Below are 16,083 nucleotides of genomic sequence, written 5' to 3'. Positions count from 1 at the left end.
TGATAGGCTGAAAGTAGTTTTAGAAACAAAAAAAGAGCATTTCGCTCTCTCTTCTGTTTATACTAGTTTTTTGCTTCCTTCTTTTGAAAAGTGGTTTGGTAATTTACTTTAATCGTTACTGTCATGTGAGAGTCCTCGTTTCTTTTTGATGACTCTAGTATAAGGGTCAAATCTGAAAGCTAGCTTAAGTTTTCCTTAGAGAAAGCTTAATCCAGATGTTCTTTCTTTTCCAAATGAAAAGCTATCATGCGCCACTCTGGATCCTCTTGCCAGCCTTCAATAGAACTAATGTAACTAGCAACCTTTCTTGCTTCTTCTAAAATCGGAAAATCTTCGATAATATCAGCTACTTGAAACTCTGGTAGTCCTGACTGTCTGGTTCCAAAAATCTCACCTGAACCACGCATTTTCAAATCTTCCTCCGCAAGGAGAAATCCATTAGTGGTTTCTGTCATGATGCGCATGCGGTCTTTCCCTGACTTGGTCTTGGGATTAGCCACGAGAACAGCATAGGACTGCTTGTCCCCCCGACCAACACGACCTCTGAGCTGATGGAGTTGACTGAGACCAAAACGGTCGGCATCCATGATAATCATAACGGTCGCATTGGGAACATTGACCCCGACCTCGATAACCGTTGTCGAAACTAGAATATCCGTTTTTCTCTCTTTGAACTCCTGCATAATCTGGTCTTTTTCGTCACTCTTCATCTTGCCATGTAGGAGGGCTACTTCTGCCTTGCCAGCAAAATGAGCCGTTAACTCCTCAGATAGAGCAATGGCATTTTTCAAATCCAGAGCTTCTGATTCTTCAATCAAGGGAGAGATGACATAGGCTTGGGAACCTTTTTGGATTTCTCCCTCTAACCAAGTCAAGACCTGTGGTAGTTGCTCATGCTTGATCCAGCGTGTCACAATAGGTTTCCGTCCTGCTGGCATCTGGTCGATAATGGAAACATCCATATCTCCAAAGGCTGTGATGGCCAAGGTTCTTGGTATGGGAGTCGCCGTCATCATGAGGACATCTGGATTGTCTCCTTTTTCCCGTAAAATACGCCTTTGCCCCACACCAAAACGGTGCTGCTCATCGATAATAATCAAACCAAGACGAGCATACTCCACCCCATCCTGTATCAGAGCGTGAGTTCCGATAATCAAATCAGCCTCACCCTTGGCAATAGTCTCCAAGACTTCTCTCTTTTCTGCAGCTTTCAAGGAACCTGTCAAGAGAGCGAGTTTTAGGTCTGGGAATAGACTCTGTAGACTCTCAAAATGTTGCTCTGCGAGAATTTCTGTTGGCACCATGAGAGCAGCCTGATAGCCAGTCGTCACTGCCGCATACATAGCCAAGCCAGCGACGACTGTTTTTCCACTCCCCACATCCCCTTGCAAGAGACGATTCATGTGGTGATCCGACTTCATGTCGATCAAAATTTCTTGCAAACTCTTTTCTTGAGCTGAAGTCAGGGCAAAAGGCAGGCTTTCTTTGACTGCTGTCACTTTTTCCTGAGACCAATCCAGAACCAGACCGCTTCCCTGAACTCTATTTTCAGACTTGAGCGTCTGCAACTGCATTTGAAAATAAAAGAGTTCCTCAAATTTGATACGGCGAAGGGCCTGCTTGTATTCTCCCAAATCCTTGGGGAAATGCATAGCACGAACGGCCTGACAACGGGACATGAGTTTGTATTTGTCCAGCAAAGACTGGGGAAGATTTTCCTCAATCAAGAGGTCCAGTCCCTGATCAAAGGCTGTCTTGATGACCTTGACCAAACTGGCCTGACTGATTCCCTGAGCCAAGCGATAGACAGGTTGGAGGTCATCTTCCACCTGAGCCAGGACCTTCATCCCAGTCAAACTAGCCTTGGCACGGTCCCATTTTCCAAAGACAGCAAGAGTTGCTCCCAACTCTATCTTATCTGCTAGATAGGGCTGGTTAAAGAAATTCACCGCAAAAACAACTTCTCCCTGCTTGAGACTAAAGCGTAGACGATTGCGTTTGAAACCATAATACTGGACACTGGCAGGAGTCACGACTTGACCAGACAGAACTGCCTTTTCCCCGTCTTCCAGTTCCAGCACCTGCTTGGTCTTAAAATCTTCGTAACGGAAAGGAAAGTAGAGCAAGAGATCTTGCAAATTTTCAATTCCTAGTTTGGCGTATTTTTCTGCTGACTTTGGTCCCACACCAGGTAAGACATGCAAGGGTTGATGTAGATTCATGCTCCACTCCTTTCTTTTCTAATAATATTCTCTCGGAATGCGGTCGCTGAGGAGACAAACCACCTCATAGTTAATAGTCCCACGGTAGGCAGCTACCTGAGTTGCAGTGATTTCCTTGTCACCGTTGGAGCCAATCAAAGTTACCTTAGTTCCGAGTGGGTAAGGCTTAGGCAGACGAATGGTGATTTGGTCCATCGAAACCCTGCCGACGATTGGGCAAGCTTGGCCATCTACCAAGACAGAGAAATTTTGCAGGTCTCGTGTCCAACCATCCGCATAGCCGATTGGCACGGTCGCGATGACTTGCTCGCTATCCGCTTGATAGGTCGCTCCATAGCCCATGCAAGCCCCAGCTGGAACTGTCTTGACATGAACTAAAGCAGACTCCAAGGTCAAGGCCGGTATCAAATCATAAGGCAAATCCAAGACCTCTCCGCTAGGATTGAGACCATACATGGCGTCTCCCATACGAACCGCATTGAAAATAGTCTCTGCATGCCAAAGGGTCGTTGCTGAATTACTGGCATGAACCAGCTCTGGAAGACCTTTCATACTTGATAGAATGGTTTTAAACCGTTCTAACTGGGCATTAAAATAGTCATCTGATTCCTCATCAGCAGTAGCAAAGTGGGTAAAAATCCCTTCAACATGCACACCATGTTGTTGGAGCAAGTCTCGAGCCTGATTAGTCTCACGAGCCTCTCTAAAACCAATTCGTCCCATGCCTGAGTCAATCTTGAGATGGACTGTTAAACCTGCTAGATCTTCCTCCCTAGATAAGAGTGCTTGAATCCACTCCAGTCCAGCCACTGTCAAGGTGATATCGTATTCTTTAGCTAGAGCAACAACTTCTAGCTCAGAAACTCCTAAAATGAGGATTGGCTTGCTGAGTCCAGCTTGTCTGAGTTCAATGGCTTCATCGATATTGGAAACGCAAAAGCCATCAACATCATCTTGGATTGCCTTAGCAACGGCAACAGCTCCATGCCCGTAAGCATTGGCCTTGACCACTGCCCACTTGAGTGTCCCATTAGGGATATGAGCCCCCATTTGCTGAATATTGTGTCGAATAGCTCCCAGATGAATCAGAGCCTTGGTTGGTCTATGCGGACTAGCTTTCATGATTTTCCTCCAAAATAACACTGGCTGTCACAAACTGATCGGTATGGCTAATAGACAGCCAAATTTTTCCTGAAAATGATGACTGACTAAAATAAGGCGCCCCGCGTTCATTGTTCAAAACTTCTAAATCCTGAAAACCGAGCTTGCCAATACCCGTTCCCATGGCCTTGGAAAAGGCTTCTTTAGCCGACCAGCGACCAGCCAAATATTCAATCTGCCTGCGCCCTTTAAGACTGTTAAACCGTTCCATTTCCTTAGCGGTCAGCACGCGCTTAGCAAAGCCTTCATGTCGTGTAACTGCGCTTTCTATCGAAGCCAATTCTTCGATGTCAATTCCATGTCCAACTATCATTTTCATCAAAAGGAGTTGAGATTCCCCAACTCCATCCTTTTCACTTATTTTGTCAAGGTAGCATAAATCTCTTCTATCAAAGCCTCTGTATTTTCCCAACCTAGGCAAGGGTCAGTAATAGAGCAACCAAAGACCTCTGGTTGGTTTTGACGACCATCTGCTAGGTAGGATTCAATCATAAAGCCTCGAACCGTCTTTTTGATTTTCTCATTCCAATCACGATTCTGCAAGGTCTGACGAACAATTCGAATCTGCTCCATATACTGCTTGCCGGAGTTATCATGGTTGGTATCAATGAGGATAAAGGGATTTTCAAGTCCCATGGTTTCATAGCGTTCAATGGCTTGAAGTAGGTTTTCATAGTAGTAATTCGGCATATAATTGCCATACTCGTTAACTGCTCCACGGAGGATAACATGGGCCAAAGGATTACCTGATGTCTCAACTTCCTGCCCATGATAAAGGAAGGTTTGCTTGTTTTGAGCAGCATAGATGGCGTTAAACATAACACCCAAATTTCCTGAGGTTGGATTTTTCATCCCGACTGGTGCATCAATCCCTGAAGCCACAAAGCGGTGCTCTTGGTCTTCCACAGAACGAGCTCCAACGGCATGGTAGCTGACCAAGTCATCCACCAAAATCAGATTTGACGGATAAAGCATCTCATCTGCCGTTGTCAAGCCAGTCTCTGTAATCACGCGGTAGTGCAACTGGCGCACAGCCTGCAAACCGTTAATCAGGCTTGGAGCCTTAGAAGTATCTGGCTGGTGCACCAAGCCCTTATAGCCGTCTCCGTTAGTCCGAGGTTTAGCAGTATACACGCGCATAACCATGAAAATCTTGTCCGCTACCTTCTTTTGCAAGGCGGACAAACGGCGGGCATATTCCAAGACAGCTTCTTCATTATCAGAAGAGCAAGGACCAATCACCAAGAGGATACGGTCATCTTCCCCTGAAATAATGTCTGCCAATTCCCTGTCACGGCTTTCCTTGAGTCTCAAGGCTTCCGCAGACAATTGGGTTTCAGCCTTGATGACTTCCATATCGATTTCTTGACCTTTTTCAATAAATACCATCTTATTCTCCTAACGTTTTGTAAATTTCTCTGACAAGAGCTTCTGTGTTATCCCAACCCAGGCAAGGGTCTGTTATAGACTTGCCAAATACTTCCGGTTCGTTTTGACGACCGTCTTCTAGATAAGACTCAATCATAAAACCACGAACGAACTGCTTGATTTTTTCATTCCAAGCACGGTTAATCAAGGTCTGGCGGACAATTCGAATCTGATCCATGTATTGCTTACCAGAGTTGTCATGATTGGTATCAATGATGATAAAAGGATTTTCCAAGCTCATTTTCTCATACTGGGCAATGGTCTCAATTAAATTGTCATAATAGTAGTTGGGAATATTTTTTCCATATTCATTAAGAGCACCGCGAAGAATAGCGTGTGAAAGCGGATTACCAGTTGTTTCCACTTCTTTTCCTAGGAAAAGGAAGCTTTGTTTGTTTTGAGCAGCATAAATCCCATTAAACATAACATTGAGATTTCCAGAGGTTGGATTTTTAAAACCAGTCGAAAATCCTGCCCCACTTGCCACAAAGCGGTGTTGCTGGTCTTCAACTGAACGGGCACCAACCGCCATATAAGAAATCAAATCATCTACAAGCGGCAGATTTTCAGGATAAAGCATTTCATCAGCTGTTGTCATGCCTGTTTCTGTGATGACACGATAGTGAAGATGGCGCACAGCTTTGATTCCGTTGATGAGGCTTGGTGCTTCTGTCGCGTTAGGCTGGTGAATCAAGCCCTTGTATCCATCTCCGTTGGTACGGGGTTTGGCAGTATAAACACGCATAACCATAAAGATACGGTCTGCTACTTTTTCTTGCAAAGCTGCCAAACGCTTAGCGTACTCAAGAACAGCTTCTTCATTGTCAGATGAGCATGGCCCGATTACCAAGAGAATTCGCTGGTCTTCTCCACGTATAATGGCTTCTAGCTCTTGATCACGCTGTGATTTTCTCTCCAAAGCTTGGCCTTCTAATTTTGATAAGGCACGAACTTCTTCAATATTGATTTTAGGACTTTTTGCTGTAAATACCATAACTCATCTCCTTATAAAGCAAACGGATACCAAGTAAAAATTTACTTTTCACAAGGTATCCGCCTCTAAACTATCTCATTTTATTGTCTTTTACCGTGACAGTTTTTAAACTTCTTACCAGAACCACATGGGCAAAGTTCATTGCGTCCAATCTGGCTCAAATCCAAATCTTCTGGCATACTTGCTTGGTGAGCAGCGATATTGCGAGTCGCTGTTGTACTGATATGGCGTTCTGCCTGTGGTCTTTCTTGTTCATGAATTTGTGCTTTCATCATCAAGCGTGTCACATCAAACTCAATCGAACCAATCATGTCATTAAACATACGGAAACCTTCTGCCTGATACTCAACAACAGGGTTGTTCTGAGCATAGCCACGAAGTCCAACCGCGTTACGCAATTGATCAAGGGCATCGATATGATCTGTCCACTTGTTATCCACCACTCGTAGAATCAAGACTTTTTGGAATTCTTTAACTGCTTCTTCATCACGTAGTTTTGAAACCTGACTATCGTAAACCTTCAAGGCACGTTGGAAAAGTTCTTCCTTGATGGCCTTATCAGACAAGCCTGACAAGTCGTCCATCGTAATTGAATCTTCTGGAAGCAAGTTGTACTTAGCAAAGTTCAAAATCGCCTCTAGTTTTTCATCTTGTTTGGCACGCGCATGACCATCAACGACACGTTCAATCGTGCGTTTGATCATAGACTGAATTTCAGGTGCCAAGTCACGGTCTGCAGTGATGACATCGTAACGTTGAGCATAGATAATCTCACGTTGTTCACGCATGACGTCATCGTATTGAAGGACTTGTTTACGGGTATCGTAGTTATTTCCTTCGACACGTTTTTGCGCTGCTTCAACCTGACGCGTCAACATACGAGACTCAATCGCCTCTTCAGACATATTGAGACGTTCAAAAATTCCCTTCAAGCGTTCAGAACCAAAACGTTTCATCAAGTCATCTTCAAGAGAGAGGTAGAATTGTGACTCACCTGGGTCTCCTTGACGACCTGAACGTCCACGAAGCTGGTTATCGATACGACGACTTTCATGACGTTCTGTACCAATCACACAAAGTCCACCCAATTCACGAACCCCTTCACCAAGCTTGATGTCGGTACCACGACCGGCCATGTTGGTTGCGATAGTAACAGCACCACGTTGACCAGCATTCATGATGATTTGGGCTTCTCTATAGTGGTTTTTGGCATTCAAGACTTCGTGAGGAACGCCAGCTGCGACTAATTTCTTAGAAATGTAGTCACTAGTTTCAACCGCTACTGTACCAACCAAGACAGGCTGACCTTTTTGGTAACGAGCCTTAACGTCTTCGACAACCGCCTTAAACTTAGCCTCGATACTTGCATAAAGAAGGTCTGAGTGGTCAATACGTTGAACAGGACGGTTGGTTGGGATTGGAATAACACGAATGTTGTAGATTTCACGGAATTCTTCTTCCTCCGTCTTACCTGTACCCGTCATACCAGACAATTTCTTGTACATACGGAAAAGGTTTTGGTAGGTGATTGAGGCAGATGTCTTGGTTTCATCCTGGATTGGCACACCTTCTTTGGCTTCAATAGCTTGGTGCAAGCCATCAGAATAACGACGACCTTCCATGGTACGACCTGTAAATTGGTCAACGATCAAGATTTCTTGCTCTTCGCTCACCACATAGTCAATATCGAGAAGCATGATATAGTTGGCACGAAGGGCGTTATCAATAAAGTGAGTCAGAGCTACATTTTCGATGTCATAGAGATTTTCAAGTTTGAAGTAGCTTTCAGCCTTGTCAATCCCTGAATCAGACAAACCAATAGTCTTAGACTGCACATCGATGATGTAGTCGTCTTTGTCCAAAGATTTCACATAGTGGTCTGCCATGTGGTAGAGCTGACTGGTTTCAACTGCGTTAGCACCTGATACGATCAAAGGTGTACGGGCCTCATCAATCAAGATTGAGTCAACCTCATCGACCAAGGCATAGTTAAGCGGACGTTGTACCATGTTTTCAGCGCGGACGACCATGTTGTCACGAAGGTAGTCAAATCCGATTTCTGAGTTAGTTGAGTAGGTAATGTCACACTCATAGGCTTCTTTTTTCTCCATTGGAGATTTGGCAGCCAAGTTAATCCCTACTGACAAGCCAAGCCATGAGTACAATTCACCCATTTCAGTCGCGTCACGTTCTGACAGGTATTCATTGACCGTAACTACGTGAACCCCTTTACCTGAAAGGGCATTGAGGTATACCGGCATAGTCGCAGTCAAGGTTTTCCCTTCCCCTGTACGCATTTCTGGCACGTCACCATGGTGAAGAACGATTCCCCCCATGACCTGAACCTTATATGGGAAGAGGCCTAGGACACGTTTGGCACCCTCACGGACAACCGCAAATGCTTCATAAAGCAATGAATCCAGTGATTCTCCATTTTGATAACGTTCTTTAAATTCAACTGTTTTTGCTTTTAGTTGGTCATCAGTCAAAGCAGCCATTTGGTCTTCGTATTTGAAAACCTTGTCAGCCATCTTTTCCAGACGACGGATTTCTCCTTTATCATTTTCGATAATTGTTTTTAAAATATTAGCCATGTTTTTCCTTACTTTAAATTCCGAATATTTTAGAATGTTCTTTTAATTTTAGCACAATTACTGATTATTTTCAAGGAAGAATCCCCATTTTGAAAAGGAAAAAGAGGCTAGTTCCCAAGCTAACCTCTCTGACTTTTATGTTGGTTTAATTGCCAAAAATCGGCAAAATGGCAAATAGGATAAATAGATTTATCCAAAGAGAAAGACAGCAGATGAGTCCAAAAACAAAGAGACTGACTTTCTTGGACAGCAAGGCCATCAAAATAGACAGAATACCAAAAACTAGCAAGACTTTCTGTATGCTGAAGAGGTCAATCTCCCCCCCCAGAATCGGACTGTCCCAAGGAAGAAAGAAGAAAGCCAGCCAGATCAACAGAACTAAACCAATATAGACCTTAGAATAGCGTGTAATAAATGATTTTAGATGTTCCATAAGCCACCTCCTAGGATTGTATATCCTTTAAATATTGTATATGTCCATTTTCGACAACTAATACATCTGTGCAAAGGTCTGAAATATCTTCCGATATGTGTGATGTCAGGATAACCAGACCATTTTCTTTTTTCAGGTAAGATAAAATGACCTGTTTGGTTAACCTCACACTCTTCTCATCCAAAGCATTCATGGGTTCATCGAGAAAGAGTATAGATGGTTCGGCAATAAAGGCTTGAATCAAAGCTATTTTTTGCTTTGTTCCTAAGGATAAATGACGGTATTCAACATCTTCAAATTCCTTTAAATCATAATATTGGATCCAATCGGCAATTCTTTTTTCAGTAATTTCAGATGAAAAATCCCTTAACAGTTCCAAATTTTCTCTCAGGGATAAATGAGATAGAAACTCTACCTTTTCAATTAAAATCCCTGCATCCTGAATATAATGATTTTTCACCCCGTAAACTTTACCATCTTGAAGAACTTTTCCTTTGTCAAGCTTAATATAACCAGCAAGTACCTTTAAAAGAACCGTCTTGCCAGATCCATTATCACCTTTAAGTCCATAAATTTTTCCTGATTGAAACACCAAATTCAACTGATTTAAAATAGGTCTTTTCCCATAAATTTTCTGTCCATCTATAATTTCAAGTTTCATCGTTTATCCTTTCTTAAATTTCTCTTCCAAACGACTAACAATCAAGATAACTAATAAACTTAGGAGTACTAAATACACTGTTACAATATGATCCATCATCCATTCTTGTCCCACAAATGCTAAAAAATAGAGAAAAAAGGAAAAACCAGCGCCCGCACTAATAAGTGCTATCAGATAAGACAGGAGTAAGTACAACATCATTAACTGAGCAAGTAAAAAGAAAAGTACGACTGTTTTGAAATGAATTCCTAGAGGAAGTAAACCAAGGAACCAGACAAATAAATCTTGAGTAAAAAATTTAGAGATGACAACCAATCGTTTCCTTGTATAATCGAAAAAGGAGCTTGATTGATAGCGAATCAAGTGATGGTAATGGTCTGCCAAATCACTTTCAAGCAAAATGACAGAGAGCCATCCTACCATGAAAATCGAAAGGTTTAACAAGAGTTTGGGGATTTCTAAATTCGCTTCAGAATAGTCATTATAGGAAAAGATTGAAATCAATTCCCTCTTGAAAAAGAGAAAAACATCCTGCTTTTGAACCACTGTTGACAATAGATAGTTAATCAAAATCATCATCAAAACTATACGAAGTAGTAAAACGATCTTTCTCTTTAGCAAAATATTGTTAAAATTCTTAAACATTATCTTCATATTTTTCAAGCACCATATAAGGGACAATATAAAGGATATAAGGAGTAAAGAGTTTCATCAAACTGACATCCCCATAGCTAGCTTGCATCAAACTCGTTATAGGAACCATATAGTAAGGCAAGGCACTATAGAGCAACATAGAACCAAGCCAAAGAAACATCAAATAGGCAATTGCCGAACGAGTCACATTCCCTAAATAATCAACTATTTTAAAAAAATAGACTGCATTGATGAAAATACCGATTAGTAGGACACAAGTAAAGAACAAATAGCTTGTTATCTCTCCATTTAGGAGCCTTTGTAAACTACTCCCATCAGAAAATAGAGAATTCCATTCAAGAGGAGAAAAAGTCCCAAAGAAATAAGTTAAAATTGCAATTATCAGCACAGTCACTAAATATATCAAGCAAGGGATACTTGCAACTTGCAAAGTCAACTTTCTTTTTAACCCTTGATAACTCACTTCTCTTCCAATACTCAATCGTAAAACCTTATTTTTCAGCTCAATATATTGAAAACCTAGCAAAACAATGATGATTGGAATAATAAATGATTGATAAAAACCTAGATTGAACTGGAGAATACGAAAATCTAATGCTGATTTTAATAAGTCATTTTTAATTGCTTGTCCATCGAATTTAGCTAGATCGGGCGCATGAATATCAAAAAAGAAATAAGTCATCAAAACATCACGATAAACCAAAGCAAGAAAAAGCAAAGTAAGCAAGACATAAACAAATTTATGCCTTGCCAAAGTTAAGAGAGGAATCTTCATAAGCCACCTCCTACAAATAAAAACCGATATAAATCAATGCCTTCCGCCCTTAGACTTTCCTAACTCCTTTCTTAGTCTAAGCATTTTTTTGAAACAGGAATAAGTTAACCTATTCAGACCAATAGCTAGCAGAATAAAAAGAAACCAAATGCCCCATAACTTGATATCTGTCAAATTTCTCAAGACGATATTGAAAAACAGAACTGAAATAACTGTCCAAGCAAGGCTAAAAAGAGCATAGAGGGGAATGTAAAACCAGTAAAAATAGTAAAAAATTGGGAAAAATTTACTTTCTCTATTATCCTTTTCAATCCAGCTGAAAAAGTAAAACCAGGGAAATAAGAGCACAAATTTAAACAAATGTTTCATCGACACCTCCTTTTTGATAGCGTTTTCTATTATTTTATTATATCAAAAAAATCTGGAAATGTCATTCCAGATTCTACTTTTTTATTTACGCTTTCTTGCGATGAGATGGATTGGAGTTCCCTCAAAGACAAAGGCCTTGCGGATTTGATTTTCCAAGAAACGCAGGTAAGAAAAGTGCATAAGCTCTTCTTCGTTGACAAAGATAACAAAGGTTGGTGGTTTAGTTGCCACTTGGGTCGCATAGAAAATCTTGAGGCGTTTCCCTTTGTCTGTCGGTGTTGGGTTGATGGCAATGGCATCCATAATCACATCGTTCAAGACAGCTGATGGAATACGTGTGTTTTGACTTTCACTGATTTGCTTAATCATCTCAGGCAGTTTGTGGAGACGTTGCTTGGTCAAGGCTGATACAAAGATAATCGGTGCGTAAGGCAGGTATTGGAACTGCTCACGGATATCTTCTTCCCAGTTTTTCATGGTGTGGTTATCTTTTTCAAGTGTATCCCACTTGTTGACCACGATAATCATCCCTTTGCCAGCTTCGTGGGCAAATCCAGCGATACGCTTGTCGTATTCACGGATACCCTCTTCCGCATTGATGACCATCAAGACCACATCTGAACGGTCAATAGCACGCATGGCGCGCATGACAGAATATTTCTCGGTATTTTCATAAACCTTACCAGACTTACGCATACCAGCCGTATCAATCATGGTAAACTCTTGACCATCTGTATCTGTAAAGTGGGTATCAATAGCGTCACGCGTTGTTCCAGCAACAGGACTGGCAATGACACGGTCTTCTCCCAAGATAGCATTGATCAAACTTGATTTTCCAACGTTTGGACGACCAATCAGACTAAACTTAATCACATCTGGATTTTCTTCTTCATATTCATTTGGAAGATTTTCTACGATGGCATCTAGCACATCCCCTGTACCGATACCATGGACAGATGAGATAGGCAGTGGTTCACCCAAACCGAGGGCATAGAAATCATAGATATCATTTCGCATCTCAGGGTTGTCCACCTTGTTCACTGCGAGGATAACTGGTTTATGGGTCTTATAAAGCTTACGGGCTACGTATTCGTCCGCATCGGTAATTCCTTCCTTACCAGACACGACGAAGACGATAACATCTGCTTCTTCCATGGCAATTTCCGCCTGGTGCTTGATTTGTTCCATGAAAGGAGCAACGACATCATCGATTCCTCCTGTATCAATCATGCTAAAGGAACGATTGAGCCACTCACCCGTTGCATAGATACGGTCACGTGTCACTCCTTCGACATCTTCTACAATGGAGATTCGCTCACCAGCGATCCGATTAAATAGGGTTGATTTCCCAACATTGGGACGTCCTACAATGGCAATAGTTGGTAGGGCCATAATTTCTCACTTTCTACAATAAGTTCTTCTGTTCAAGATTTTTTCTAGTTGAGCTTGGTTCAGCTTGGCCAAACTGTTCTGCTAGGCGCTGACTCCAGCTTGTGGTTGCACGCGCCCCAGCATAGTCAGCCTGTACACGGTCATAAGCTTGGATTGCATCAGTTGACTGTTCTCGGTATTCTTCCTCAAACACCACTTGATTCAATGGCAAGCGAGGTTTGACTTCATGTTCTTCATTTGGAATTCCTAGTGCCATCCCAAAGACAGGATAGGTGTAGTCAGGCAAATTAAAGAGTTCTGCTACTTCTTCTGACTTGTATCGAACCAAACCGATAATCACACCACCATAGCCCAAGCTTTCAGCTGCCAGCAGGGCATTTTGACCAGCAAGAGCCGCATCGACCGAACTAATCAAGAGACCTTCTACACCTTGGGGTTGGAAAGTATCAGTATGAAGCTGGGCTCCCTTTTCCGCTCGGTTCAAATCTCCGACAAAGAGAAGGAAAACAGCTGACTGGCGAATGGCTTCTTGAGGCACCAATTCATACAAGGCATCCTTCTTTTCTTGACCTCGTACTACAATCACAGAGTAGGATTGAAAATTCTTCCAAGACGAGGCCATTTGGGCTGCTGTCAGGATTTCAGTCAAGTCTTCCTGAGGAAGGGCTTGCTCCTTAAATCTTCGAACAGACTTATGAGCTTTCATCAGTTTAATCGTTTCTGTCATCGACGGTTTACTCCTTCTAAACGAGTCTCCTCAGCCAAATAACGGATGCGTTCCATGACTCGTCTGGCTTCCCAGGTTTCGTCATTTCCTTGCTTCCCTTTAGCGAAATGCAACTCCAAATCTTCAAAGTTGAAGTTGGATGTGAAAAAGGTCGGTAAATTTTCCTGCATCCGATATTGGAGAATGACCTGCAGGATTTCATCCCGCACCCAAGCTGTTGATTGCTCGGCACCAATATCATCTAAAATCAGGACTTCAGAAAGCTTAAGCTCATCCACCAAGGTTTTGACATTGCCATCACCGATAGCATTTTTGACATCTATGACAAAGCTAGGATAGTGGAGAAGAGTGGATGAAACACCACGTTTTTCTGATAAATCATGGGCTAGGGCAGCCACCATGAAACTTTTACCCACACCAAAGTCTCCATATAAGTAAAGACCTTTTCGAATAGTTGGATATTGTTCCACGAAGGCTAATAGCTTTTCAAAAACTGGCAAGCGACCCAAATCATCCAAGTCTACTTGAGCCAAACTAGCTTTCCTGAGACTGGCTGGCAGATTGATTAACTTGAGACGGTTCTTAATAGCCGCTTCTTTTTCCGCCGCGATTAGTTCAGGAGTTTCTTCATAAGAAACATCCGCATAGCCATGATTCATAACCAAAATAGGCTTGTAGCCTTTGGCGATATAATCCGTATCACCACGAAGAAACTTATCACGCTCGGTGATGTACTGATTAAACTTGGAGATACTGCGATTCAATTCCTCTGGGCTGAGGGATTCTTGCTGGATAAAGGCCGCAACATCAGGATCCTTCATGATTTTCTGGACCAAATCTTGATAATGAAAACGGCTAGGTTGACGTTTGAGTACGTCTCCGACACTTTCCATCTAATCTCCTCCTTTTTCTAATCGAGCTAATAGTTCTTGTTTCTTACGTTCTAGTTCCAGACGAGTTTCCTCGCTGGTTTCATTCTTATAATCTGGATTGCTCCACTTGGGTACATTGGACTTGGTAGGACTAGAGTTACTGCTTTTTTGAGCCTGATTCTTCTGCCCTCTCTCACGGATGCGCAATACTGCCTCTTCTGCTGAATGAATCTTTTGATAGGCGTAATCATTGGCTACCTTCATGGCATATTTCTCATTGATATTTGCCGAATCCACCTTATTAAAGGTCAATAAGAGAATGATATTGATGACTTCGTCCAGCAAGCCCAAGCCAGCCATCTGTTGCAAGAGTTCTCTTTCTGTTTGGGTAATAGTTCCCTTGCGTGTTTGCTTGATTTCTGCCAAGAACTGCAAGGCCGTTTTACTTTTGGCTTCCTTGATAATGGTCGCTTCCTTAGGACTAAAGTCAGAGGAAATCGGTTTTTGAGCGATTTTTTCCCGCATGCGTTTGGTTGAAATAACCCGGGAAACAGCTGTTGACTTAGCCAATTGATAGGTTTCAAACCAAGTCCATTTCTTCTCCTCGGCAATGGCAAAAAGGTTTAAGACATCGGACTGCTCATCCGCAAAGCGAAGTCCATCTCGAGCCATAAGCTGACGAAAATGGTCCAAGTCAAAATCGTTGGCCACTTTCTTCTTGAGACCAAGGTCTTCTTGACTTCCCAGCTCTGCCAAATCTGGAAAGACTTGATTGAGTGAGACAGGTATTTCTTCTCCCTCAGTGCTCTCAACTTTCAAATCCTCCACAGCTGCATCACCAATCTTCTTCTCCAAAAGTCTGCGATAAACAGGATGTTCCAAGAAATCCTGACTTGAAAGAGGAGCATGGAGGGCTAGCTGATAAACATCCCCCTTTTGATAGAGGGTCAAGAGATTAAAAGCAGATAGGATTTTCAGGGATTTTATCAGTCTATCCATCCCAAAGTTGAGATGGTTAAGAATGCTTGAAAAAAGATATTCCTTTCTGCCATTATCCCAAAAACTAATCGTATAAAGATAAAGGCTCAGTGCCTCCTGACCGATAATCGGGAGGTAGCACTGTACCAGAGATGAGGTATCTTGCGACACCCGATTATTCTTTAGATAAGAAAAACGGTCAATTGGCTTCATTTATCTTTCCTTTTTCTTTTTAGAGGACTGGGTAATTTGTTGGAGCAAGCTCTCTAACTCACTAACATCCTTAAAACTACGATAGACACTGGCAAAACGAACATAGGTAATCTCATCCAACTCAGCCAACTCCTCCATGACGAGTGAACCAATGTCCTCACTTTGAATTTCATTTTCATTTCGACCACGGAGTTTCTGTTCGATACGATTGACTACCATGTTTATTTCATCACTTGACACAGGACGTTTCTGAGCTGAGCGGATAATTCCATTAAAGATTTTATCTCTGGAGAATTGTTCCCGTGTGCCATCTTTTTTAACAACCACTAAGGTTCTTTCTTCTACTCGTTCGTAGGTTGTAAAACGGTGTTGGCATTCATCGCACTCACGTCTTCTACGAATGGTGTTCCCTTCTTCTGCTTGGCGACTATCGATAACACTTGACTTGGTAGCCCCACATTTTGGACAACGCATCCTTTCCCTCCTTATCGTTTTCTTTTCATTATACCATTTTTTAAACGATTCCCAAAACAATTCTTCTTTTTGCTTGACAAGTTTTTTGTTTTGTTGTATTATTTAATTAAGACAAAAGGATAAAAGAAAGGAGACC

At 42.1% G+C, this 16,083-nt stretch carries 16 protein-coding genes; all 16 read right to left on the bottom strand.

Features of this window, described 5'->3' with window-relative positions; translation table 11 throughout:
* Positions 1-206: 206 nt before the first annotated feature.
* On the bottom strand, positions 207-2,222 hold the full coding sequence (gene recG, locus HT714_RS04325; protein ID WP_173225671.1) for an ATP-dependent DNA helicase RecG: 2,016 nt from the start codon (positions 2,220-2,222) through the stop codon (positions 207-209).
* An 18-nt stretch (positions 2,223-2,240) separates the two neighbouring features.
* Positions 2,241-3,344 (bottom strand): alanine racemase, encoded by a 1,104-nt coding sequence (alr, locus tag HT714_RS04320; protein WP_173225668.1) that lies wholly within the window; start codon positions 3,342-3,344, stop codon positions 2,241-2,243.
* The gene (gene acpS / locus HT714_RS04315; protein WP_240148097.1) at positions 3,334-3,696 is read right to left on the bottom strand and encodes a holo-ACP synthase; all 363 of its coding nucleotides are present in this window, start codon (positions 3,694-3,696) and stop codon (positions 3,334-3,336) included. Before acpS ends, alr begins: the two co-directional genes overlap by 11 nt.
* Before the next feature lie 44 nt (positions 3,697-3,740).
* The gene (locus HT714_RS04310; RefSeq protein WP_173225662.1) at positions 3,741-4,772 is read right to left on the bottom strand and encodes a 3-deoxy-7-phosphoheptulonate synthase; all 1,032 of its coding nucleotides are present in this window, start codon (positions 4,770-4,772) and stop codon (positions 3,741-3,743) included.
* Between the two features lies 1 nt (position 4,773).
* The gene (locus HT714_RS04305; protein WP_173225660.1) at positions 4,774-5,805 is read right to left on the bottom strand and encodes a 3-deoxy-7-phosphoheptulonate synthase; all 1,032 of its coding nucleotides are present in this window, start codon (positions 5,803-5,805) and stop codon (positions 4,774-4,776) included.
* An 80-nt stretch (positions 5,806-5,885) separates the two neighbouring features.
* Positions 5,886-8,399: a preprotein translocase subunit SecA gene (secA, locus tag HT714_RS04300; RefSeq protein WP_173251543.1), complete on the bottom strand. Its 2,514-nt coding sequence runs from the start codon at positions 8,397-8,399 to the stop codon at positions 5,886-5,888.
* Positions 8,400-8,544: 145 nt separating this feature from the next.
* On the bottom strand, positions 8,545-8,832 hold the full coding sequence (locus HT714_RS04295) for a hypothetical protein (protein WP_173251541.1): 288 nt from the start codon (positions 8,830-8,832) through the stop codon (positions 8,545-8,547).
* Positions 8,833-8,842: 10 nt separating this feature from the next.
* Entirely contained in the window at positions 8,843-9,493 is a 651-nt protein-coding gene (locus HT714_RS04290; RefSeq protein WP_173251539.1) for an ABC transporter ATP-binding protein, read from the bottom strand.
* Between the two features lie 3 nt (positions 9,494-9,496).
* Positions 9,497-10,138, bottom strand: coding sequence for a hypothetical protein (locus tag HT714_RS04285; RefSeq protein WP_173251553.1), 642 nt, complete (start codon positions 10,136-10,138; stop codon positions 9,497-9,499).
* Positions 10,131-10,922: a hypothetical protein gene (locus tag HT714_RS04280; RefSeq protein WP_173251537.1), complete on the bottom strand. Its 792-nt coding sequence runs from the start codon at positions 10,920-10,922 to the stop codon at positions 10,131-10,133. Before HT714_RS04280 ends, HT714_RS04285 begins: the two co-directional genes overlap by 8 nt.
* A gap of 33 nt (positions 10,923-10,955) precedes the next feature.
* Positions 10,956-11,291: a hypothetical protein gene (locus HT714_RS04275; RefSeq protein WP_173251535.1), complete on the bottom strand. Its 336-nt coding sequence runs from the start codon at positions 11,289-11,291 to the stop codon at positions 10,956-10,958.
* Between the two features lie 81 nt (positions 11,292-11,372).
* The gene (gene der, locus HT714_RS04270) at positions 11,373-12,683 is read right to left on the bottom strand and encodes a ribosome biogenesis GTPase Der (protein WP_173225642.1); all 1,311 of its coding nucleotides are present in this window, start codon (positions 12,681-12,683) and stop codon (positions 11,373-11,375) included.
* Positions 12,684-12,696: 13 nt separating this feature from the next.
* The gene (locus tag HT714_RS04265; RefSeq protein ID WP_173225639.1) at positions 12,697-13,410 is read right to left on the bottom strand and encodes an NADPH-dependent oxidoreductase; all 714 of its coding nucleotides are present in this window, start codon (positions 13,408-13,410) and stop codon (positions 12,697-12,699) included.
* The gene (dnaI, locus tag HT714_RS04260; RefSeq protein WP_173225636.1) at positions 13,407-14,303 is read right to left on the bottom strand and encodes a primosomal protein DnaI; all 897 of its coding nucleotides are present in this window, start codon (positions 14,301-14,303) and stop codon (positions 13,407-13,409) included. The genes HT714_RS04265 and dnaI overlap by 4 nt, the downstream gene beginning before the upstream one ends.
* Positions 14,304-15,473 carry a replication initiation and membrane attachment family protein gene (locus HT714_RS04255; protein WP_173251533.1) on the bottom strand — a complete coding sequence of 390 codons (1,170 nt, stop codon included), beginning with the start codon at positions 15,471-15,473 and terminating at the stop codon, positions 14,304-14,306. It abuts the gene before it with no gap.
* Positions 15,474-15,947 carry a transcriptional regulator NrdR gene (nrdR, locus tag HT714_RS04250; protein WP_001203672.1) on the bottom strand — a complete coding sequence of 158 codons (474 nt, stop codon included), beginning with the start codon at positions 15,945-15,947 and terminating at the stop codon, positions 15,474-15,476.
* Between the last annotated feature and the right edge of the window lie 136 nt (positions 15,948-16,083).

Source organism: Streptococcus sp. 3705 (genome assembly GCF_013277145.1).
Classification (GTDB): domain Bacteria; phylum Bacillota; class Bacilli; order Lactobacillales; family Streptococcaceae; genus Streptococcus.
Note: the sequence above shows the minus strand (reverse complement) of the source record. Positions and strands in the feature narration are given on the sequence as shown.